This window comes from Rugosimonospora acidiphila (assembly GCF_039543385.1).
Taxonomy (GTDB): Bacteria; Actinomycetota; Actinomycetes; order Mycobacteriales; family Micromonosporaceae; genus Rugosimonospora; species Rugosimonospora acidiphila.
This window is the reverse complement of sequence record NZ_BAABJQ010000002.1, coordinates 309,294-333,220: the sequence shown is the minus strand read 5'-3', so window position 1 is coordinate 333,220 and position 23,927 is coordinate 309,294. Positions and strand designations below refer to the sequence as shown.

Below are 23,927 nucleotides of genomic sequence, written 5' to 3'. Positions count from 1 at the left end.
GTGACCGTCGTGTGGTCGGTGTAGGTATAGACGGTGTCGATGCCGTGGTAGGTGATGTCGGCGCTGGTTGCTGGTTGACCGTCGTGGGCGGGGGTGTTGACGTGGTGTGGGTTGCCGTTGCTGTCGAAGTTTGTGTAGTCGGTGCCGTCGGCGAGTTTCTCGTCGATGGTGTTGCCGTTGTTGTCGTAGGTGACTGTCGTGTGGTCGGTGTAGGTGTAGGTGGTGTCGTTGCCGTGGTAGGTGATGTCGGCTGAGGTTGCTGGGTTGCCGTTTCCCGGTGGGATGTCGACGTGGTGTGGGTTGCCGGCGTGGTCGAAGTTTGTGTAGTCGGTGCCGTCGGCGAGTTTCTCGTCGATGGTGTTGCCGTTGCTGTCGTAGGTGACTGTCGTGTGGTCGGTGTAGGTGTAGGTGGTGTCGTTGCCGTGGTAGGTGATGTCGGCTGAGGTTGCTGGGTTGCCGTTTCCCGGTGGGATGTCGACGTGGTGTGGGTTGCCGGCGTGGTCGAAGTTTGTGTAGTCGGTGCCGTCGGCGAGTTTCTCGTCGATGGTGTTGCCGTTGTTGTCGTAGGTGACTGTCGTGTGGTCGGTGTAGGTGTAGGTGGTGTCGTTGCCGTGGTAGGTGATGTCGGCGCTGGTTGCTGGTTGGTCGTCGTGGGCGGGGGTGTTGACGTGGTGTGGGTTGCCGGCGTGGTCGAAGTTTGTGTAGTCGGTGCCGTCGGCGAGTTTCTCGTCGATGGTGTTTCCGTCGTTGTCGTAGGTGATGGTGGTGTGGTCGGTGTAGGTGTAGACGGTGTCGGTGCCGTGGTGGGTGATGTTGGCTGAGGTTGCTGGTTGGTCGTCGTGGGCGGGGGTGTTGACGTGGTGTGGGTTGCCGTTGCTGTCGAATCGGGTGTAGTCGGTGCCGTCGGCGAGTTTCTCGTCGATGGTGTTCCCGTCGCTGTCGTAGGTGACGACGGTGTGGTCGGTGTAGGTGTAGACGGTGTCGTTTTCGACGTGGGTGATGTTGGCTGAGGTTGCTGGGTTGCCGTTTTCCGGTGGGATGTCGACGTGGTGTGGGTTGCCGGCGTGGTCGAAGTTTGTGTAGTTGGTGCCGTCGGCGAGTTTTTCGTTGGTGATGTTGCCGTTGCTGTCGTAGGTGATGGTGGTGTGGTCGGTGTAGGTGTAGACGGTGTCGGTGCCGTGGTAATCGATGTCGGCGGACGTGGCGGAATGGCCGGCCGACGCCGGAATCTGCACGTGGTGGGCTCTGCCGTCCGCATCGAACTGGGTATATTCGGTGCCGTCGGCGAGTTTTTCGTCGATGATGTGGTTGTTGGCGTCGTAGGTGATGACTGACTTGTCGGCATAGGTGTAAATGGTGTTGTCGCCGACGTAGGCGATGTCGGCAAAGGTCGCCGGGGCGTCGTCCGACGGCGGGACCTGCACGTGGTGAGCGCGGCCCTGGGCGTCGAACTGGGTGTAGACCGAGCCGTCCGGACTAAATTCCCGGAGGATCGAGCCGTCGGTGCCGTATTCGATTACGGAGCCGTCCGACAGGGTCTGGGCAGCCATCACGGCTCCTCGTGTAGAAAGCGGGCGGTTACTCGATCACGATGCCGGGGAAGTGCGGAACGGGCAGGTCGTCGAAGTTCATACCGTCGTTGAAGACCGCCTTGTCGGCGCCGACGTACTGCTGGGCGGCGTTGTTGAACAGCGCGACGACCTCACCCATCAGCCGGTACGACTCGGCCACCATCTGGACCATCGAGTTCTGGGTGTTCACGATCTTCTTGGTGTCGTCGGGGTTGGGGTCGGTGAAGTTGGGGCGATCCGAGTCGGGGGTGTAACCCGCGCTCAGCGACGTGTACCCGGTCGGGGTGGCCTGCTCGTGCGGGATCAAGTCGTAGGGGGTCTGGACCAGGAAGATCCAGTCCTCGGTGTCGGCGATCAGCGCCTTGAAGCTGGCGAACTCGTCCACCTGGGTGTTGAGCTCATCCATGATTTTCTTCTCGAGCGCCTTGATGTCGCTCGGCGTCACCGTGAACCACGAGGCGGTTGGCACGTCGGCCTGGGAGCCGCCGCCGTCGTCCTGCTTGTCGGACAGGACGATGATGGCGTCCTTGTCGCCGGTGAGCGACAGCGGCGTGGAGTAGCCCTTCTCGACCGTGACTGTCGGTAGCTTGTAGTCGACGCTCGTGGCATAGTCGTTGACCTGACCGTCTTTGCCGGGATCGCTGAGTGTGGCCATTCTCCGACTTCTACCAAGCCGGGCGGTGCGGGCCAACGTCCCTCTTCGCGTGACCGGCGTTGTGCACCGAATTCGGATCTGCCGGCGGCCGGGGTCCCGGGGTTAGCGTCGCGGTGTCCGCCGACTCCGAGGCCTGCGGGGGAGAAGAGGTCAACGTGACGCCGACCGGAGCGCCCGACAACTACGACAACGGGCAGACCATCAGCGTCTATCCGACGGCGGTCTTCGAGTACACGTTCTACCAGAAGAACGAGCACGGCCTGTCCGACGCGACCCAACCGCAGGCGGTGATCGACGGCGCGGCCTACGGCGTCGTCCCGGAGTTGCTGAACATAATTTCGGACAGTTTCCAGAAGATCTTCGACACCTGGAACAGCCTGAAAATCTCCTGGGCCGGCGATTCCTCGGACGCGGCGCAGGAGCTCAACGACCAGCTCAACAAGATCCAGAAGAGGCTGTTCGGCGCGAACGTCAAGCCGGTGGGCGACGTGCCGGGCGTCATCGGGCAGATGTCGAGCGTCGCCGCGAGCGCGGCTGTGAACTACAGCAATGTCGAGGAAGCGAACACCAAGATGTTCGACGACATGAACCACGATATCCCCTACAAGCCGTTGCCCCCGGAGGACACGGACGACAGCGGGGACGGCGGCAATGACGACTCCGACAGCTCGTTCGACCCGAAGAAATCCAACCAGGACTGGAATTACGCGCCCGTCAACGTGCAGTACTAGCCGGCCGGCAGGCTGATGTGGGCGACTACCACCCCGATCCCGATCTCCTCGACGCGCTGGCCACGGTCTGGTTCAACAAGGCCGATGAGGTCGATAAGCTTCGTAGAATCGGCCCGGACCATATCGGCGATGCCAACTGGACAGGGTCCGCCCAGGATGCCGCCGTACGCCTGCTGGACAAGGTCTCCTCGCAGCTGAGCAACACGTCCGAGCTGGCCCGCCGGTGGGCACGCAACCTCAATAAGATGGCGAAGAAGGTTCGCGACGAGCTGGCCGAGGAGGCCAAGAACGCGATCATCATGATCCTGGCGTCGATCTTCGGCCTCTTCGCCGGCCTCTTCGTCGGGTGGGCGCTCGGACCGGTCATCGCGGCCATCGCGGCCGCCCTGGCCGCCGCCATCGCCGGGGCCTCGGAGATCTTCGCCACGATCCTCACGCTGGTTTTCGAGTTCACGCTCGGCGCTCTCGCGTTCGGCTCAATGCAGTTCGCGATGGACATGGCCATCGAGGGCATCGCCTCGGCGATCACGAGCACGCCGTTTGAGCTCAACTCGAGCGAGTGGGTGAACGTCCTCGTCGCCTCGCTCACCGGCGGGCTGTTCTCACTCGGCGGTGCGGCAATGGCCGACCTGAAGAGCCTGCCGTTCAGGGGCGACGGCAAGGTCGGCGAGCCACCGATCACCACGCCCGTCGACACGCATCCGGAGGCCACGGGGTTCGGCGGCGAGGGCTTGGGCGGGTTCGACGGCCCAGGCGGCAGCCACGGCGTCGAGTTCACCTCGGGCGACAACCTCCCGGTCGGGTCGGACCTGACCACCGACCTGGGTAAGACCGACGCCATCACGTTCTCGCCGGCCACTGCCGACCTGGGCAACGGCGAGGCCAACCTGGGCACCAAACCGCGGGTGCCGCCGGACGTCCAGATCAGCGAGAGCTCCTTTACGCGTGACGGTACGCCGGGCGGCGGGTCGGTCGGTGGACGCAACCTGGTCAACGAGACCGTCCACCCGAACCCGGGCAACGGCAAAGGTGTGGTCGCGCCGCGGGTGCCACCGCCGAGCGGCTCGCGCCCCGTCACCCCGAAGTCGGTCACCAACTCGAAGAACCCGCCGGTCGACCTCGATCACCAGACCACGCCGCAGACCGTCGAGCACGGCGGGGGCCCGACTGGCGGCAGCCCGGTCCGGCTCAAGCCACCGACCCTGAAGCCACCGACCACGAAGCCGCCGGCCGACACGGTACCGCGAGACGAGATCGGGGGCACCGACGGCCGGACTCCGGACCTCAAGCCGCACAACCAGGCCCCACCGGAGTCGGTCAAGAGTCCGACCGTGAAGTCGACGACCATGTCGAAGATCCCGGACGGTACTCCCGAGGTCAGCCCGCCGGCCGGCGTCCACTCGGAGCCGCCGCCCACCCCGAACCCGGCCAGCGGGCACCCGTCCGCGAGGTTCACAACGAAGCACCTGGAAAACCTGACCCAGCCGCCGGCCGGGAACGCCGGCAATGCGCCCCATCCCAATACCAGCCAGCCGGCGACGCCGAAGCTGCGGGCGCCCGAGATCCGGGAGAGCACGGAGGGCATCCCGCACAACGAGCCGGCGCCGGGTAGGCATGGCCCGACGCCGTCGGCCACGCCGCGCAACCAGCCGTCGGCGCAGCCGGCCACGCCGCGTAACCAGGTCCCCGACCCGAAGTCCCAGCACCTCGGCGATGCCAACCCGAACGTCAGGCCGCCAACGGTGAAGACCGGGGGCGTCGACGCGCAGAAGCCGAAGTTCGAGAACACGGACGCGACCGGTAAGCCGCCGACGGTCAGGGGCGCTGGTGCCGACCCGGTGAGGAAGCCGCCTGCGACCACCACCCCCGAGGGTGGCGGCGGGTTGCGGAAGCCGCCGACTATCGAGGGCTCCGAGGCCTCGGGGCTGGACGACCACCAGCCGGTCCAGCACGAGCACCCCCCCGAGACTTCGGTGTCGTCGCCGAAGCCGCGCGCCGAAGGTGGATCGACCGGGCACGTCTCCACTCGGGCCGGTACCCACGTCACGCCGCACGAGTCGGTACCGCGGACCGCTGTACCGAGATCGCCCGAGCGTGCTGGCACGCAGGCGCCGCTGCCCGATCGCGGCACGCCCGGCTCGCGCGGGCCGCACGCGGAGCACGAGATCGACGCGGCTGCGACCCGGCTGCGCGAGAGGTTCGTTGGCCAGCACCGGGACCCGGTCACCGGCGAGCCGCACCCGCAGGTGACGCGGGCCGTCGATGCCTGGGTCGCGGACGCCAAGGGGCTGGTCAAGCGGGCCGTCAAGGCCGGCAGGTGGGATCGGCTGGACGGCGACCTGAAGACGCTGGAGGGCCGGTTCGACGGCTATCTCGCCGCCCAGCGCGGCGCCGACGCGGCCGCAGACCGGGCGGTCGCCCGGTTTGACAAGATCCTGTCCGACCGGGGAACGCCGGTGCGGGCGGACCCGGACCGGGTCAGCGCACAGCGCGCCGAACTGGGAGACGCCGCCCGGAACGCGTATCTCGCTCGCTGGGGTTCGAAGTCGATCCTCCACCGGGGTAAGCCCGGCGTCGAGAAGCTCGACGAGCGGGCCGCGCGCTGGCTGCTCAAGCGCGATCAGCTGATCCACGTCCGGCTCAACTACCTGGAGCGGACGCAGCCGGCGCTGGACAAGGCCGAGGCGGACATCCGCTCCACCGGACCGCACACCGACCCGAACCAGATGGCCGAGAACGACGCCATGATGCGCCAGGCCGAAGGAGTGATTGACAGCCGTTCCGGCAACTACGCCGCGCAGATCCATCCGAGGCCGGCCGTGATCGCCAACGCGTACCTGCGGCAGTTCGTGCGGTCGGTGCCCGCGCGCACCGGACTCGGGAATCGTGCCGGCCACCTCTTCGAGACCGCCCAGGCGTCGATCAAGAGCGAAGCCTCGGCCGGGGAGGCGGAGGCCTTCGGACGCGGCCTGAACCACGTGGGCTCGGCCGACCGGGCCATCGCGAGCGCGCAGGAGCGGCTGCGGGGCGTGTTCACCCGCGAGCTGGACCGGCTCGAGGAGGAGGGTTTCAAGCCGTCCGAAATCGAGCGGTCGATGAACATCCTGCGGACCCGGGTCAACCGGATCACCGGGGGAGTCCGCCGAGCCGTCATTGACGACGCGTCCACGCGGAGCGCCGAGGCCGACCGCATCCTCGCCACCGAGGCCGCGCCCCGGTCCGAGCCGCGCCCGGACCCGCACGGCGATGCCGCCTCGGTCTCCGATGTGACCTCGGTCCGGGGCCGGGACTCGGTCTCCGACCTGACCTCGATCTCCAGCTCTAACGACTTCCACGTCTTTCACGTCGAGGTGGACGCGCCGCGGTTCAACCCCGATCAGCTGCTGCGCGGCGGCAAGGGTGGAAACCTCTTCGGCGCAGGCCCGCACCTCGGCGAGTTGCCGCCGGCAAAGGGCGACGTGGTCCGGCCCGCCAACGAGATCCGGATCAGCGTCAAGTCCGATCTGGACGGTCTCGGCGACGTGGGCCGGCCACCAGCCACAGGCGACGAGGGGGCCGTGCGGCCGCCGGCGGGTACCGGGGAACCGCCGACGTACCGGGACATGCTCAGGGGCGACGAGTTGCCCGACTACGAGACGGCCCGGCTCGACCCGCCGCCTGGGCTGAGCCGCGAGGACATCGCGCGCTACCTGGCCGAAAACCTGGTCGAGCGCCGGCTGATCGTGCCCAAGCCGCTGGACACCCCGATGGACGGGGTGGGCCGGGAGATGGACGCGATCCGGCAGGAGCGGCGGGACGCGGTGGCCCAGCAGGTGGAGGATCTGGGCCGGGTGGGGCAGCCCGAGCCGAAGGGGTCCGGCGGTGACCGCTTCGACGATCCGGTGGCCGACCCGACCGCGAAGGCTGATCCGTACGGAAGCCTGCGGGAGCGGGCCTGGAACGCGATGGCCAAGCAGGAGGCCGACCTGCGCGCCACCGTCGGCGACGGCGTGCGGCCGGGCCAGGAGGGCGGCGGATTCGCTAACGGGCGACCGATCCCGCCGCGGTCCGGCCGGCAGGTGGCCGAGGATGTGACCCGGTTCGCCCGGGGGCCGAAGGACGGGCCCCCGCCGGACGCCGCCGCGGTCAAGCAGCACGTCGAGAAGATCGGCAACGAGGAGCTCGACCGGGCCAACTCCTGGCTGCGTAACAACCCGGAATCGCCGATCCGGGACCAGATCCACGACGAGTGGAAGGCGCGCGTCGACCGGGGCGATCTCACCCCGGGCATCGGTACGGTCGGCGCGCACGAGGCCGTCCGCCGGTTGGACCAGGTCGGTACCACGGAGTCGGTCGACCTCAACGCGTTGCGAGCCGACTACGCGGCCAAGGCGCGGACGGCCGGCGACCTGCAGGCGGTCCTCGACCGGCTCACCGCCCAGCGCAACGCGGTCCGGGAGGCCATCCGCCGGCAGTACCTCGGCGGCGAGCGGCGGCACTACGCGGCCCAGCCCTTCGAGAGCATTCCGGCGCGGGCCACCGCGCTACAGCGGCTCGGGGTCGACATCACACCGGAACGACTCGTGGCCGACCCGCACGTGGCCAAGGCGGACGGCGAGCTCACCACGATCGCCACCGAGCGGGTCACCATCGGCAACCTGAAGATGGACCTGACCAAGGCCATCGACGCGGCCGAGCGGCGGTCCATGGCATTGTTCCCGCAGCGCGAGGCCAGCAGTACCGATGCCGCCCGGTACGCCGAGGCCCACAACGAGCTGACGCTGCTGCGGACGTTCCGCGACAAGGGGCTGGTCGGGCTCGAGTTGTGGGTCGATCCGCGCCAGGCCAAGGCCATCGACGCGGCCGAGCGGCGGGCCATGGAACTCTTCGCCCAACCCAAGCCCGGCGGCACCGATGCTGCCCTGGACCCCGAGACCGGCAACGAGCCGACGTTGCTGCGGACGTTGCGCGACAAGAGGCTGGCCGGGCTCGCTCCGCGGGTCGATCCGCGCCAGGCCGCGCTGTTCCAGCGGTACCAGGAGCAGGGTCTGGTCGAGCCGCCGCGGGTGGCCGACGTGGACCCGGAGCGGATCGGCGCGCAGACACTGAACCTGATCGACGAGCTGCGGACGGCCATCGCCCGGCTGGACGGCCTGCCCGTGCCACGGCCGGACGACCCGGAGTGGGTGGCCGCGCACCCTGGGACGCGCGCCGACGAGGCCGTGGCCGAGTGGCTGGATGCTTACAACGCCGTGCACGGCCGGTGGGACCGCCTGCCGGCCTGGCAGCGGCAGGGTCTCGACGCCCGGGACCGGACCCTGCGGCACTTCCAGCAGACCGCGCTCTACCAGCGCGAGGAGGCGCTGCTCAACGCGAGCGAGCCGGCCGTGCGCGGTGCGTCGGCCCGCGCGTCGGCGGTGGCCCTGCGGGCTTGGACCGACCTGACGCGAGCCCTGCAGGCCGAGGAGCGGAACGCGGCCGAGGCCGGGAAGCCTTCCGTGGCGCCGGTGCGGCCGGCGCGGAGACCCCCGCTCCGCCGGCCGTCGCCGCCCCCGCCGCGCCCACGCAGGCCGCGACCGGTGGAGCCACGGGCCACGGAACCGGCGACCGAGACGGCGCCGGAGACGCCGGACACCGAGCCGAAGACCACGTCACCCACCACATTGGACGTCAGTTCGGAGGCCGTGCCGCCGACCACAGGGGATGCGACGCCGGTGACGAGGCCGGACACCGAGACGCCGCCGCCGTCGTCGATCGCGGCGGCCGACATCTCGGAGCTGGAGGCACGGTTCGCCGCGTTGCGGAACCCGACGTCCGCGCCGCGTGCTGAGACTCCGGTCGAGCCGGTCGGTGCCGCCCGGCCGGTGGATCCGGACGAGCTGGTTGCGCGTTTCAAGGCCCTGCGGAATTCGCCGCCTACGCCGCGTGATGAGGCCTCGGCTGAGCCTGTCGCCTCGACCACGCCGGTGGCCCCGAACAACCTGGTCGAGCGGTTCAATGCGCTGCGCAGCACCTACGGCATGCCGCCGGTGGAGAGCGGGACGCCGCCGCGGACCGCGCCCAGGCCGACCGTCGACGAGGAGCCATCGCCGGTCACCACGCCGCCGTCGGTCACCACGCCGCCGCCGGTCACCACGCTGCCGTCGAGCGCGGTGCCGCCCGACCCCGACCTCATGCGCTTCAGCGACCCCGAACGCCAGCGCGACTGGCAGCGCGCCGAGCAGAACATGATCGATGACCTGATGACCCGGCTCGGCAACGCGGCCCCGGTCAACCGGATCGTGCCCGACCTGGAGGCCGACTTCGTCCGCACCTGGCACGCCACCCCGGGCGGCAGCGGCCTGCGCGAGGCGCAACTGGTCGAGCAGTTCGAGAGGTTCGGCGCGGCGGCCGCCCGGACGTTCGACGAGACGCTGTCGGCCGCCTTCGCCGAGGTGCGCCCGCCCACCGCGGCCGAGCGGGAGGCCTGGCAGCAACGGTACGGCGACCTGGTCCGCGACCTCGGTGACGACCTGCGCGAGCAAATCGGCCGGAACGAGATCGACGCGGCCGCGAACCGGGCCTTCGACCGGTGGCGGGCCAACGACCCCGACCTGGCGTCGGCCTACAACGAGGCGCTGCGGCACTGGACCGAGGACACCGGGGCGATCCTGCGATCGGTGCGGGCCGGCCGTAACTGGGACCACGCCGAAGGCTCGCTGGCCCGGCAGGTCGAGCACCTCGACGTCTACCTCGGCATGCACCTCGGCGCCCAGCGGGCCGCGCTGCGGGTCGGCGACCTGTTCGACGAGTTGGTGGCCGCCCGGCCGGCGACGTTCGCCGACCCGGACCGCGTGCGCCAGGCCCGGGCCGAGGCGGTCGCCGCCGGATACGCCCGGTACCTGCGCTGGTGGCGCCCGAGCCGCATCTACGAGGCCGTCGGCGACCTGGGCGGCATGGTGGCGAGGGCCGACTCCCGGTTCCGTGAGTTCCCGGACGCCATCCGTACCCGGCTGTCCTATCTGGACGAGACCCAGGAGATCCTCGACTGGATGGCCCGGATCACCCGGCCCGAAAACATGCCGCGGAGAATGCCGCGCCCGCTGGACACCGAGCAGCTGGAGGCCGCGGCCCGGATGGCCCAGCGGGAGGCCGAGTCCTTCATCGACAGCAGCGCAACGCCGTTCGTGGAGGAGCCGCCCGAGGTCACCGAGTCGATGCTCAAGGTGATTCGGCGAGCCGTCTACGACCTGCGCGAGCAGATCCCGGCCCGGGCCGCGTTCGCCGCTCGGGCGGCCGAACTGACCAGGGCCGCACTCGACAAGATCAACTCCGGCGCGGCCGAGGGCGCGGCCGAGGCGGTACGGCACGGGCTGGACCCGGCGGCCGCGCTGTCCCGGGTGCCGTCGGAGGCCCGTACCGCGGTGTTCGATCTGGTCCGGGACATTCGCGAGCGGTTCGCGGACCAGCGGTACGCCGAGTCCGAGCTGGCCGGCAAGCTGGCCGCGCTGGAGCGGGGCATCGGCGACGTGGTCGGTCGGGTCCGCGCGAACACGGTCCGGGACGCGCTGCTGCGCCGGGGCGACACCGAAGCCGTGGCGACGCTCAACCAGCACGCGGCTGGGCCGGGTTCGATGCTGCGCGCCCCGGTCCAGCAGCGGATCTACGGGGACTTCGAGCGCGAGTACGTCCGCCAGTACCACGTCCTGCTCGGCGACGGGGCCGACGTCGACATCGCCGCCTGGCTGTCCCGCACACCGCCGGAGGAGCCGGTGCGGCCCGCGATCGACGACGGCCCCGAGGTCAAGCTGCTCACCTGGCCCGAGTCGTCGGCGATCGAGCACCAGTTCGCCGAGCTGCCCTCGCTGAAGGATTCGAGTACCCCGGCCGAGCGGCGGGCGTTGCGCATCGAACGGCTGCCCGAGGCGGAGCGGGCCGAGTGGCAGCAGAAGTTCGACGGGGCCGCGGACGACGCCGACCGGTCCAGGCTGGATCGCGCGTTGGCCGTGCGGTTCTTCGCAGTCGTGACCACCCCGCTGGCCAACGACATCGCCCTGGCCGAGTTGGTCCGCGACGCCGGCGAGGCGTGGGCCCGGGCCGGGGCCGGGCGGGTCACCTCGGCCGCGTTCGGGGCGCTGATCCGCCGGTTCAAGGACACCGCGAGCGAGCTCAACCCGCACGCCGAGGAGCCGGTCGCGCCGCCCGAGTTCCCGTCGGTCGACCTGCCCGACCCGGTGCCGACCCCGAAGCCACTGACCGGTTCCGAGCTCATGGAGCAGCTGTCCAAGCTGCCGCCGCCGGCCATTACCAGGGAGGTCGGGGATCTCGAGGCACGCCTGAGCCGCATGCTGGAGGGTTGGTTCCAGGACAGCGCCAAGCCGCTGCCGTACAAGATCCGGGAGAAGTTCTGGGCCGAGTGGCTCACCTTCCGCAACGATCCGGACAAGTCGGCCGCCATCCGTCAGCGAATGGTGGACGCGGCCATGGCCGAGCGGGTCAAGCCGTCGATCGCGCAACGCTTCCCGGACCTCACCGCGAACCGGGCCGACGAGTTCGCCCGGCGCATCGACGGCGCGGCCACGTTCGACGAGATCGCCGCCATCGAACGGGAGGCCGCCGAGGCCGCCAGGATCGCCGCCGCCCGGCCCAGGCCGGCGGTCCAGGAGCCGCAGCCGGCCGCGCCGCAGCCGGCCGGACAGCTCGACGCCTTCGACGAGAAGTACGAGATCGTTCCCAAGCCGGAACGGGACCGCTTCCGCCGGGACATCGCCCAGGCCGCCGCCCCGGAGAAGCTGGAGGAGGCGTACGCCGTGCTGGACGCCCGCCGGGACGAGCTGATGGCCGCGGCGGCACCCGTCACGCCGAAGTCGTTCGAGGAGCAGCTGACGATCCTGAAGCGGTTCGTGCCCCGGCACGGCTACCGGGTCATCCGGGACGACGTCCCGGTCATCACGGCGGAGCAGGCGGCGGCGTACGACCGCGAGCTCGACGCGGTCGGTTCGCTGGACGAGCAGGACGCGTTCGAGCGGCGGCTGAGCGAGGCCGGCTATCAGAAGGTGCCGGTGGAAAGCGCCAACCCCGCCGACGCGAGGCTCGCCGCACTGCCGGCCGTACCCATGGGCGACGACGACCTGGTCGGCATGGTCCGGGCCTGGGCCGACGACGAGGCGCACGGGTCGGGCCTGGGCAAGGCCGCGCTGGAGAAGGCGGTCGGGGTCATGGCCGACGCGCTCGCCGCCCGCGACGGCAGCGCGTTCGCCGAGGCCATCGACGGCTTCAAGGATTCCATGCTGGAGGCCGGCTTCGCGCGGCTGGAGCGGGCCGACGCCCCATCGGGCAAGCCCGTGACGCCACCGGCCGCGAAGCCCACGGAGATCCCCAAGGCCCCGACCGAGACCCCGTCGACCCCGACCGAGAGCGCGGAGACCGCCGGGGAGCCGGGCGACGACGCCGCGCTGGCCGTGCTGCAGAACCGCTTCGCCGCTCTGAAAGACGAGGACGCCGAGGTCGACGCGCTGCGCGCCGATCCCGCCCTGCGGGTCCCGGACACCGATCCGCGCAACCCGGTCGCCCCGCGCTCGCTGGAGGCGCTGCGGCGCGAGATGCCGGACATACCGGAGACGGCCCCGCACGAGGGCTGGACCGGCGACGGGCCTCCCGCGCCGAACCCGGACGGATTCGACGAGGAGACCTTCCGGATGGCCCAGGCCGAGGGCCGGATCCGCCGGCGCGGCAACTCCGATCCGACCGCCGAGCTCATGCGCCGCCTGCGCCGGCTCAACGAGTCTCCGGAGGAGCCGCCACCCGCCGGGGAAGTCGCGAAGCCCCCGGCGCCGAAGCCCGCCGACGGTGAAGAGGCACAGGGCTTCGCCGAGGTCGAGGTGTTCGAGTCGGACGGTACGGTCGTCACCCGCCGCGTCCCCAAGGTGGCCGAGCCCGCCACGAGCGGCCAGGCCGGGATGCGCCAGCAGTTGGCCGAGCGCGACGAAATCGACGCCACCGAGGCCGCGTACAACTCGTACCTCGACCTGGAGCGTGACCTGCGCGCCGACCGGGAGGATCTGGCCTCCCGATTCGCCGCCAAGCTGGACGAGTGGCGGGCGGAGCACCCCGAGCTGGCCGCGACGCTCGACGGCGCCCGGATCGCGCGGCTGCAGGAGGGCATCGCCCGGCTCGCGGCCAAGCACTTCCTCACCGTCCGGGAGACGCTGCCGTCGCCCGCCGACCAGCGCACGATGATCGCCGGCTTCCTCGCCGAGAAGGTCGACGCGCTCGGTCCCGAGCTGACCGAGGCCGTGCGTCCCAAGCCGGCGGACACCGCCCCGGTAACCATCGAGGCGCCGCCCGGCCCACGGGTCGACGAGTTGAGCAACGAGCGCTTCGACGGCGTGGTGAGCGACTTCCGCCGCGGCGACCTGTTCGGCGGCCGCTACCTGCGCGACGAGGACTACGCCAGGCTGCGGGACTCGTTCACCGAGCAGGGAAGGGCGGCCGCGGGCACGGCCGGCCTGAACGACGGCTGGACGCCGACCGCCGAGTGGGCGTCCACCATGGACACCGCCGCCGCGCGGCTGGGCGACCAGCTCTTCGTGCGGTCGGCTGGCGGCCGGTGGTTCGGCCGGATGCTCGACGCGGTCGCCTACGACCGTGGCGACCAGCGGGGCGACGTGCCCGAGCCGCCCCAGTCCGGCTGGTACCGCGAGCAGTTCCAGCAGCGGCTGCAGGCCGACTACGCGAAGGTCTTCGCGAACGTGCCGCCGGGCTCGTTCCGGTCCGAGGTGGCGTACCTGGAAGTCGTGGCCGACCCGATCGCCGACGCCACCCGCAAGCGGGAGCCGACCCCCTGGCCGGAAGCGCTCAAGGCGAGCCTTGACTGGGTGCGCGACCAGCTGAGTTTCGCGTACGACCTGCGTAGGGTCCTGGAGTCCGCGGCCGGTGACCTCCGGCGCATCACGCTCAATGCGGGCGCGGACGCCGCTACCTCGGCCGCGCTGGCCGACCTGTTCCGCCTGGACAAGGCGTACCAGTACCTGACCGGCCGGGGGCTCGCGCCGGAGACGTACGACGCCTGGCTGGACCGGGAAAAGGCGGACACCGACGTGTTCGGCGCCAGGCTGGCCACGTTGTCGATCGAGCAGGAGCGGCAACCGGCCGAGTTCAGCGCCAAGGCCGCCCAGGCCACCGACGCGCTGATCACCGAGTACAAACCGCGGGTGGCCACCGCAGGTGAGGTGGCCACCCGCAGGCCGGACTTCGCCGGGCAGTTCGCGGACGCGGTGACCAGGGCGGCCGAGCAGACCCAGGAGATCCGGGACCGGGTCGGCGACGACAACCTCGACCGCCTCCGGACGCTCGACGCCCTCGGCCCGGGCGAGCTGCTCGGCTGGCGGAACCGGGTGGTGGGCGAGCTGACCGAGCTCTACCACCGGGTGTGGTACTACGCGGTGCAGGTCGGCGCGGCGGTCGACTCCGAGCACTGGAACGCCGCGGCGCAACGCTGGGACGAGCTGTCCCGGCAGTACTGGGACGGCCTGCGGACCACGGTGATGCGGCAGAACCAGATCGCCCGGCTCAATGCGGCGATCGGGAAGCTGCGGACGGACGCGGAGGCGGCGGGGCTGGCCACGGCCGACGCCGAAGCCGCGGTGGCTCTCTTCACCAGGAACGCGACCGCCAAAATCGACCGGCTGCTGCACACCAGGCCCTTCGACCTGGGCCGGCTCGACCGCTGGGCCGAGCTGGAGTCGGAGCTGGCCGACAGCCTTCCGGCGCACCTGAAGCTGGCCCAGACCCGGGCCGAGGCGGCCACCCGGGCGGCCACCGCGTACCAGGAGCGGGCGCGGGAGGCCGGGCGCAGCGAGAGCGAACGGAAGGCCGGGGCGGCCGAGGCGTCGGCGTCCGTGGCCGAAGCGTTCGATCGGGCGTACCGGCAGTCCGCCTGGGCCGACGAGGACCAGCGGCTGGCCCAGGCCGATTACCTGGCGGCCAGGCAGCAGGGCGACGTCGTCGCCGAACTCATCAACCGGAAGACGGCCGAGGAGCCGGAGTCCGTCGCTCCGGAGCAGGCGAGTGCGCCGGAGCGTGCGAACCCGATCGAGGCGTTGGCCGAGGGCGCCCGGCGGCGGCTGGCAACGCGGCGCGCAGGCGCGGACAAGGCCGACCAGGCCGCGCTGCACCGGGTCGGCGCCGAGATCGAGTCGATCATCTCCAGCGGGCTCCGCGACTACGTGGACGCGACGGACGTCCCGGCCCTCGGCCAGCGGGCCGTGGACAAGGCCAGGTCTCGGATCGAGGGGCTCCTCCGGGACCTCTCGCAGCGGCTGGCCGACGAGCGCCGGCTGGCCGAGGCGCTGGCCGCGGCCACCGGCAAGTTCGACGCGCTGCCCGGCGCTGACCGGCTCGGGGTCGGCGACCCGCTGCGCCAGCGGTTCCTGCGCGAGGTGGCCGGCAAGACCTCGGTCGGCATCGCCCACCTGACCAGCTCGGTCCTTGCCGCCGCGGTGGCCGCCGAGGCTCGCCAAAGCGGGCCCAAGGCGAGCGGCTCGGCCCGGACCGAGCTCACCAAGGCCGGCCACGCGCCCGGCGGCCGGCTGATTCCTACGGCCGACGGCGTCTACCTGGCCGCCGGCACCGACCTCGGGCCGCCGGCCCGGCCGACCGCCACCGAGGGCGACTTCTGGGTGGTGGCCGGGCCGGGGTCGCTCGAACTGCTCATGGCGTACCTGCAGTCGGCGGCCGGCGCGACCTCGCTGGCCGGCGTCACGGTCGATCTCGGCCTGCTCACCGACGACGCGGACACGCTGCGTGCGGTCGCGGCCGGGTTGCCGCTGCTGTTCGGGGTGCAGGTCGACGGGGTGGAGACGGACGTGGCGCCGGCCTCCGAGACCGCGCCGAACGCCGATTCGACGGCCACGACCGGCACGACCACCTCCGATGCGATAGGGCACCTGCCGACCACGCTGCCGCCGGTCGAGCTCACCCCGCTGGCCACGCGGCCTCCGGCCGAGGCACCGTCCGGATTGGAGCTGGACACCGGCTCGATCGAGGTCGATCCCGAGGACCTGTTCCGGGCCGACCTGTACGACCGGCTCGGCTCCGTGCCCGCGCCCGCCCCGGTGGAGGACTTCCCGGACAGCCTGGACGGCGAGCGGGCGGCGGTCCACTGGTCGCTGCAGAGCCTGGCCCACCACGGCGAGGAGTGGCTGGACCGGGGCGTCGCCTTCCTCGACACGGTCGAGGCGTCCGACCGCGAGCGGCTGTTGGTCGACGCGGTCCGTGAGGCTCCGACCGGTACGCTGCTCGCCTTCAGCCGCCTCATCAGGGGCGTCTCGGCCCACCCCGAGCGCGACTATCCGGTCTCGGTCGCGGTGGGGGCGGTCCACCTCGCGCTCACCGGAAACGTGGCCGAGGCCGTGGAAAAGATCCATGCGACCTGGAAGAACGAGATGCCGGCCCGCGAGCCGCTCATCGACGCCCTCGTCAGGCGCTCGGTGACCGGTACCGAGCGGGCCGCCCTGAGCGAAATCGGCGTCGCGCTGGTGACCTGCTGACCGGCCGTCCCCGATCAGGGACTGGCCGACGTCCCCGGGCGCGGTGAAACGGTGGCGACAGCACTGCCGAGCGGCTGGGAGAGGTCATGGCGATCAACAGGGAACAGCTGAGCCAATTCATGGGGCGGGCGCAGGCGCTGCAGGCCGAGGTGGCCAACTTCCAGGAGACGATGAACCGGACCGAGGTCACCGGGACGGCGGCCGGCGGTGACGTGGCCGTGACGGTGACCGCGGGCGGCGAGTTCCTGTCCGTGCACCTCGACCCGGCGCTGATCGATGAGTGTGAGGCCGATGAACTGGAGAGGCTCCTGCTGACGGCGCTGCGTGACGCCGCCGGCCAGCTGCGGGACCGGGCCGCCGAGCGCACCGGGCCGCTGACCGCCGCGCTGGATGGCCTGCGTACCCGCTGACGCGCCCGGCGGCTGAGCCCACGGCCCGAAGCCGACCACCGGATCTGATGAACGCGGTGGCCCGCGACCCCGTCGTCCAGAACGGTGCACCGCACCCGTGGACGGATATCGCGTGATCCCCCGAACAGGGGACTCGGCGAAGGGGACAGCTGGTCGTGGAGAGCGGGGTGGGCGCGGCGTGAGCGGCACCGGATTCCGGAGGGCCGCCGCTTCCGCGGGAGCCCGGATGGAACGGGTCTCGAACCGGGCCTGGAGCCGGCACCGCACGATCGGCTCGGCGGTACGGGCGGCCAGGGACGGCAGCATCATCGCGGTCGCGGCCGGCGTCTACCACGAGCATCTGGTGATCGACAAATCGGTGACCGTCCTGGCCGACGGCGACGACGGCACGGTGGAGCTGGTCGCCAGCGAGGGGCCGGCGGTCGCGGTCCGGTCCGGCTCGGCCACCGTGCACGGCCTGACGTTGCGCGGTGCCGGGGCGGACGGGGTCACCGTGGCGGTGCACGGCGGCCGGCTCGATCTGGAGTCGGCCGTGGTCAGCGGCGGCTCGGTCGAGGTACATGGCAATGCCGCGGCCCGGCTGGCCGACTGCCAGGTGCGGGGTACGACCGGGACCGCGGTCCGGGTCGGCGGCGGCGCCCAGGTGGAGACCGCCGGCCTGATCCTGGAGGAGATCGGGGGCGACGCGGTGGTCGCCCAGGACACCGCGCGGGTCGCGCTGGACCGCGTCCGGATGCAGAAGGTCGCCGGTCGCGGAGTGCTGGCCACCGGGTCCGCCGTGGTCACGTTGACCGGCTGCGACATCGGTTACACGACCGGTGCGGCGCTGGAGGTGGCCGAGTCGGGCCAGGCCCGGATGTCCGACTGCGTGCTGCACGACTCGGCGGCCGACGGGTTGCGGGTCACCGGCAGCGCCCCGTTCGGATCGGACTGGTGGACGCCGCTGCGGCCGGAGCGCGGCGGCGACGCGAAGACCGGCCAGGAGGGCGCGGCCGGTGGCGTACGGGCCGAGCGCTGCACCATCGCCCGCGCGGCCGGCACCGGCGTGGCGGTCAGCGGCAACGGACAGGTCGCGCTGATCGGCAGCACGGTCGAGGGCAGCGGCGGCGCCGGCGCGCTGGCCCTGGCCGACGCGCGGCTGGCCCTGCTGGACACGTCGCTGCGGGCCGGCAAGCAGACCGCGCTGGCCCTGCGCGGACGGGCCGAAATCCGGATGTCCGGCGGCGAGTTGACCGACTCGGCCGGCAACGGGCTGTTCGCCGCCGACGAATCCCGGGTCTTGATGGACGGTGCCCAGGTGCGCCGCTCGGCCTACAGCGCGGTACACCTGACCGGGACCGCGGTGGCCGCGCTGCTGCGGTGCACGGTGGACCAGACCCCGGAGTTCGGCATCCGGGCGTCGGACCGGTCGCTGCTGCGGGTCTTCGGCGGCGAGATCAGCGGTGCCGGCTACGGCGGTGTCCAGGTGGACGGCAGCGCCGACGCGGCCATGCAGGCGCTGGCGGTCACCGGATCGGGCGTCGGCGTCAGGGTCGATACCCCGCACCGGCCGCTGCTGGTGAACTGCGAGATCCGCGAGGTCAAGCGCAGCGGCCTGGAGATCGCGCCGGGCGCGTCGATGGTCGCGCGCGGCTGCACGATTGAGACAGTCGGCGGGACCGGCATACTGGTCGACTCCGGCGCCACTCCGATGCTGCAGGACTGCACGGTCCGCGGCGTCGACGGCACCGGCGTGGCCATCTGGGAGGGCGCCGCCCCGGAGATCCGCGGGCTGACCGTGACCGGCTGCGCCAAGAACGGCGTCTACGCGGCCGATGGCGCCCACGGCCGGCTGATCGACTGCGACATCGCCAAGACCCGCTACCCGGCGGTCTTCGTCGGAGGCGGGGCCGACCCGCTGCTGCACCGGGTCCACGTGCACGACGTGGACGAGGACCTCAACCTTGCCGAGGGCGCCGCACCCACGTTCTCCGGCTGCTGGAGCACCGGGGTCGGCCAGGTGAACATCCCGCAGTCCGACCCGCCGGCCCGGTCCGCCCCGGCCCCCTCTGCGGCCCCGGCCGCCCCGGGCGTGACCGGTGCCCCGGCCGGTCCGGGTGCGTCCGGCACCGAGACCCCGACCGGGCCGGCCGCCGCCGAGTCCGATCTGGAGTCGCTGCTGGCCCAGCTCAACGACCTGATCGGGCTGGAGCGGGTCAAGCAGGACGTGAGCACGATGATCAACCTGGTCCAGATCGTCAAACGGCGCCGGGAGGCCGGCCTGGCCCCGCCGCCGCTGTCCCGGCACCTGGTCTTCGCCGGCAACCCGGGTACCGGCAAGACCACCGTGGCCCGCCTGTACGGTCAGCTGCTCGCCTCGCTCGGCATGCTGACCAAGGGTCACCTGGTCGAGGTCGACCGGAGCACGCTGGTCGGCGAGTACGTCGGTCACACCGCCCCGAAGACCCAGGCCGCGTTCCGCCGGGCGCTGGGCGGCGTGCTCTTCATCGACGAGGCGTACTCGCTGGTGCCGGCCGGCAACAGCAGCGACTTCGGTCAGGAGGCGATCGCCACGCTGGTCAAGCTCATGGAGGACCACCGCGACGGGGTGGTGGTCATCGTGGCCGGCTACCCCGACCAGATGCGGACGTTCATCGCGGCCAACCCGGGTCTGTCCTCGCGGTTCTCCCGCACGCTCACCTTCGACGACTACTCCTCGGAGGAACTGGTCGAGATCGTCGAGACCCAGGCCAAGCAGTTCCAGTACGCGGTGGACTCCGACGCCCGGGACGCGCTGCTGTCCTACTTCACGGTCCAGCCCCGGGACGAGGGCTTCGGCAACGGCCGGTTCGCCCGCAAGGTGTTCCAGCTGATGACCGAGCGGCACGCCAGCCGGATCAGTCAGCTGCTCAACGCCGATGACGACGACCTGAGCACCCTGCTCGCGATCGACCTGCCGGAGGGAGACCCGCGGTGACCCGGCTCGCCTTCCACCGCCCCGCCCGGTTGCTGATCCCGCAGCTGCCGACCGAACGGCACACGCTGCCCACCCCGCCCGAGGTGCCGGACGAGGGGCCCAACGGCGGCGCCTGGACGCTGGTGCTGCCGCTGCTGTCCAGCGTCGGCATGGCCGCGTACATGGTGACCTTCGGCCGCCCGGCGCTGATCATCATCGGCGTCATGTTCTTCCTCGTCTCGACCGGTGCCGTGGTCGCCATGCGGATCCGGCAGCGCAGCGCCAGCGGCAAGGTGACCCGCAAGCAGCGGATCCGGTACCGGGCGCACCTCAATCTGGCCCGGGACCAGGCGCGCGAGGTCTCCGCCGCGCAGCGCCAGGTGGCCGCCATCGCGCACCCGGAACCGGGCCGGCTGTGGTCGATCAGCGTCAACCGGCACCGGGTCTGGGAGCGCCGACGCGACGACGGCGATTTTTTGCGCGTACGGCTGGGCCGCGGCCTGGTCGAGCTGGCCTCGCCGATCGAGCTGGACCCGAAGCTGGACCCGTTGACCGACTACGACTGGGAGTCGATGCGCTCGGCCCGCCGGCTGGTTGACGGCCTGGGCCGGGTCGAGGACCAGCCGATGGTGATCGACCTGGCTGCCGCCGGCGTGGTCAGCCTGTTCGGCCCGGCCCTGGACACCGAGAACACGGCTCGGGCGCTGCTCTGCCAGATCGCCACCCTGCACGCGCCGGACGACGTGCTGATCGCGGTCGAGACCAGCGGTGAGCAGCGGGTGGAGGGCAGCGAGGAACGCTGGCAGTGGGCCAAGTGGCTGCCGCACACGATCCAGCCCAAGGCTCGGGCCGCGGCCGGCGTGGTCTCGCTGGTCGCCGAGGACCCGGCCGGGCTGATCGACTTCCTGGGCGAGACGCTGCGCCAGCGGGTCGAGCTGGCCGGTAACCGCCGGCCGCTGGGCGACCGGCAGGCCCCGCCCGACCTGCCCCGGCTGGTCGTCGTGCTCACCGGTTTCGCCCCGGTCTCCGAGTGGGGCCGCTCCGACGTGCTCGCCGCGCTGGTCGCCGCGGCCGGTCCGCGGACCGGCATCACGCTGATCTTCCTGGTCGAGAAGGAGGCCGACGAACCGAGCCGGGTCGACCTGCGGATCCGGGTCGGCGACGACGGCCGGCTGGCCCCCGAGGGCCACCTCGACCTGGTGGCCATCCCGGCCGACGACTGCCTGCCCGACATGGTCACGCCCGGCCTGGCCGAGCTCATCGCCCGGCAACTGGCGCCGTTGCGGTTGTCCGACGAGCGCGAGCAGGTACTGACCCGGACCACGTCGCTGACCGAGATGGTGCTCGGCGGCGATGTGCTGGCGGTGGACATCACCAGCCACTGGGTGCAGGCCGGGGACCCGCGGATGCTGCGCGCGCCGATCGGCACCGACGGCGACGGGCAGACGGTGGTGCTGGACATCAAGGAGTCGGCCCAGCACGGTTCCGGTCCGCACGGCCTGGTCGTCGGGGCCACCGGTTCGGGTAAGAGCGAGTTGCTGCGTACCCTGGCCACCGGCCTCGCCCTGACGCACTCGCCCGAACTGCTCAGCTTCGTGCTGATCGACTTCAAGGGTGGGGCCGCGTTCGCCCCGCTGGCCGGGCTGCCGCACGTGGGCGGCCTGATCACCAACCTGGCCGATGACGCCGCGATGATCGACCGCGTGCTGGCCGCGCTGATGGGCGAGCAGCAACGCCGCCAGCAGATGCTGCGCGACGCGGGCAACCTCGACACGGTCCGGGAGTACCAGATCCGCCGGGCCGCCGGGGCCACGAGGCCGAACGGCGAGCCGCTGGAACCGCTGCCGTACCTGCTGATCGTGGTCGACGAGTTCGGCGAGCTGCTGTCCGGGCGGCCGGACTTCACCGAGCTGTTCGTGCAGATCGGCCGGGTCGGCCGGTCGCTCGGCATGCACCTGCTGCTGGCCACCCAGCGGCTGGAGGAGGGCCGGCTGCGCGGGCTCGACTCGCACCTGTCGTACCGGATCTGCCTGCGCACCTTCAGCGCGGCCGAGAGCCGTACGGTGATCGGCACGCCCGACGCGTACAAGCTGCCACCGATCCCCGGCTCGGCCTACCTCAAGGTCGACGAGACGATCTACCAGCGGCTCCGGGTCGCCCACGTGTCCGCCCCGTACATCGCGGCCGAGCAGCGCTGGGCCGAGGCCAACAAGGTGGACGACACCGTGGTGCCGTTCGACCTGCGGACCAGCGGGGGAGCGGCCGCCGCCGAGCCCGAGGAGCCGCCGTTCCCGACCGGGGACGGGCCGACCGAGCTGCAGGTCGTGGTCGACCGGATGAAGGCGCTCAGCCCGGTGCACCAGGTGTGGCTGCCGCCGCTACCCACCGCACTGGCCCTGGACCACCTGCTCGGCGCGGTCTCGGTGCAGGCCGACCGCGGATACGGCGCCAAGCACTGGCCGGTGGCCGGAACGCTGGCCGTCCCGATCGGGCTGGTCGACCTGCCGCTGAAGCAGGACCAGGAGACGCTGATGATGGACTTCGGCGGGGCACACGGGCACCTCGCCGTGGTCGGTGCGCCGCGGACCGGGCGCAGCACGCTGCTGCGTACGATCATGCTCTCGTCGATGTTGACCCACAGCCCGGAAGAGATGCAGTTCTACTGCATCGACTTCGGCGGTGGCACGCTGCAGCCGTACGCGACCGCCCCGCACGTCGGCTCGGTCGCCGGCCGCAACGACCCCGAACTGGTCAGCCGGGTCGTCGCCGAAACGCGCCGCCTGGTGATCGAGCGGGAGAAGCTGTTCCAGACGCTGGGCGTGGAGTCGGTGGGGGACTTCCGGGAGAAGCGGCGGGACGGCAAACTGCCGGCCGGCACCCGGGCGGCCGACGTCTTCCTGCTCATCGACAACTGGGGCGCGATGCGGGCCGAGCACGAATGGGCCGACGCGGCGATCGCCGAGATCGCCTCCCGGGGCCTCGGCGCGGGCGTCCACCTGGTGATCACCGCCGGTCGGTGGATGGAAATCCGCCCGGCCCTGCGGGACAGCATCGGCACCCGGCTGGAACTGCGGCTCAACGACCCGACCGAGTCCGAGGTGGCCCGGCGGGCGGCGGCCCGGCTCCCGGCCAACGTGCCCGGCCGGGGCCTGATGAGCCCCGGCGTGTACTGCCAGTTCGTGCTGCCTCGGCTGGATGGGCAGGACACCGCCGACGGGCTGCGCGAAGCCCAGGAGGACATGCTCGGCAAGATCGCGGCGGGCTGGTCGGGCCGGCCGGCCCCGCAGGTGCGGCGCCTGCCGGCGATGGTCCGGGTACGGCAACTGGGCATCGACCGCAAGCAGCCGGCGACCGCCGTGCCGGTCGGCGTGGCCGAGGACGACCTGCGGCCGGTGTGGCTCGACCTGTCCGGGGAGGATCCGCACTTCCTGGTCTACGGGGACGCCGGGTCGGGTAAGTCGACGTTTCTGCGCACGTATCTGAGCGGCCTGACCGCCCGACAGTCGGCCTGGGACGTGCGGATCGTGCTGTTCGATTTCCGGCACTCGCTGCTGGACGTGGTGCCCAAGGAACATCTCGGGGCGTACGCCGGAGACGCGACCACCGCCCAGACGTACATCCAGCAGGTCACCGAGAAGCTGAAGGAGCGGCTGCCCCCGCCCGGCGTGACTCCCCAGCAGCTGAAGGAGAAGTCCTGGTGGGAGGGCCCACGGATCTACGTCGTGGCGGACGACTACGACCTGGTCGCCGGCGGGTCGAACGCGCTGATGAACCCGTTCGCCGCGTTCATCCCGCAGGCTCGGGAGATCGGTCTGCACCTGGTGCTGACCCGCCGGGTCACCGGGAACAGCCGCACGGTCAGCGACCACGTCGTCGCCCGGGTCCGGGACATGGGCGGCACCGGCCTGATCCTCTCCGGTGACCACCGCGAGGGCGTGATCCTGGGTGACCAGCGGGCCGAGGCCCGCCCACCCGGCCGGGGCGTGCTGATCAACCGGGGCCAGCCCAACCGCCTCATCCAGGTCGCGGTATCCGACGCCGCGCCAGATACCGAGCACGACAAAGGGGACCAGTGAGCGAGCGCCAGCGAGCGAACCAGAGTTGCGGGGCGGTCGTG

7 protein-coding genes are annotated in these 23,927 nt (G+C 71.6%); 5 read left to right on the top strand and 2 right to left on the bottom strand.

What is annotated here, in order from left to right:
• Together ABEA87_RS04345 and ABEA87_RS04340 are read right to left on the bottom strand one after the other, a co-directional pair.
• The coding region (locus tag ABEA87_RS04345; protein WP_345626242.1) for a hypothetical protein at positions 1-1,550 on the bottom strand (1,550 nt) is incomplete at its 3' end.
• Between the two features lie 28 nt (positions 1,551-1,578).
• On the bottom strand, positions 1,579-2,226 hold the full coding sequence (locus tag ABEA87_RS04340; protein ID WP_345626240.1) for a hypothetical protein: 648 nt from the start codon (positions 2,224-2,226) through the stop codon (positions 1,579-1,581).
• Between the two features lie 113 nt (positions 2,227-2,339).
• Between ABEA87_RS04340 and ABEA87_RS04335 the strand changes: the two genes are divergently transcribed.
• The 5 genes from ABEA87_RS04335 (at position 2,340) to eccCa (ending at position 23,886) form a co-directional block, all read left to right on the top strand.
• Positions 2,340-2,957 (top strand): hypothetical protein, encoded by a 618-nt coding sequence (locus tag ABEA87_RS04335; RefSeq protein ID WP_345626238.1) that lies wholly within the window; start codon positions 2,340-2,342, stop codon positions 2,955-2,957.
• A gap of 17 nt (positions 2,958-2,974) precedes the next feature.
• Positions 2,975-16,465: a hypothetical protein gene (locus tag ABEA87_RS04330; RefSeq protein ID WP_345626236.1), complete on the top strand. Its 13,491-nt coding sequence runs from the start codon at positions 2,975-2,977 to the stop codon at positions 16,463-16,465.
• An 86-nt stretch (positions 16,466-16,551) separates the two neighbouring features.
• The gene (locus tag ABEA87_RS04325; RefSeq protein ID WP_345626234.1) at positions 16,552-16,875 is read left to right on the top strand and encodes a YbaB/EbfC family nucleoid-associated protein; all 324 of its coding nucleotides are present in this window, start codon (positions 16,552-16,554) and stop codon (positions 16,873-16,875) included.
• 226 nt (positions 16,876-17,101) lie between these two features.
• Positions 17,102-19,831 carry a right-handed parallel beta-helix repeat-containing protein gene (locus tag ABEA87_RS04320; protein WP_345626232.1) on the top strand — a complete coding sequence of 910 codons (2,730 nt, stop codon included), beginning with the start codon at positions 17,102-17,104 and terminating at the stop codon, positions 19,829-19,831.
• Positions 19,828-23,886 (top strand): type VII secretion protein EccCa, encoded by a 4,059-nt coding sequence (eccCa, locus tag ABEA87_RS04315; protein ID WP_345626230.1) that lies wholly within the window; start codon positions 19,828-19,830, stop codon positions 23,884-23,886. The genes ABEA87_RS04320 and eccCa overlap by 4 nt, the downstream gene beginning before the upstream one ends.
• The last annotated feature ends 41 nt before the right edge of the window (positions 23,887-23,927 follow it).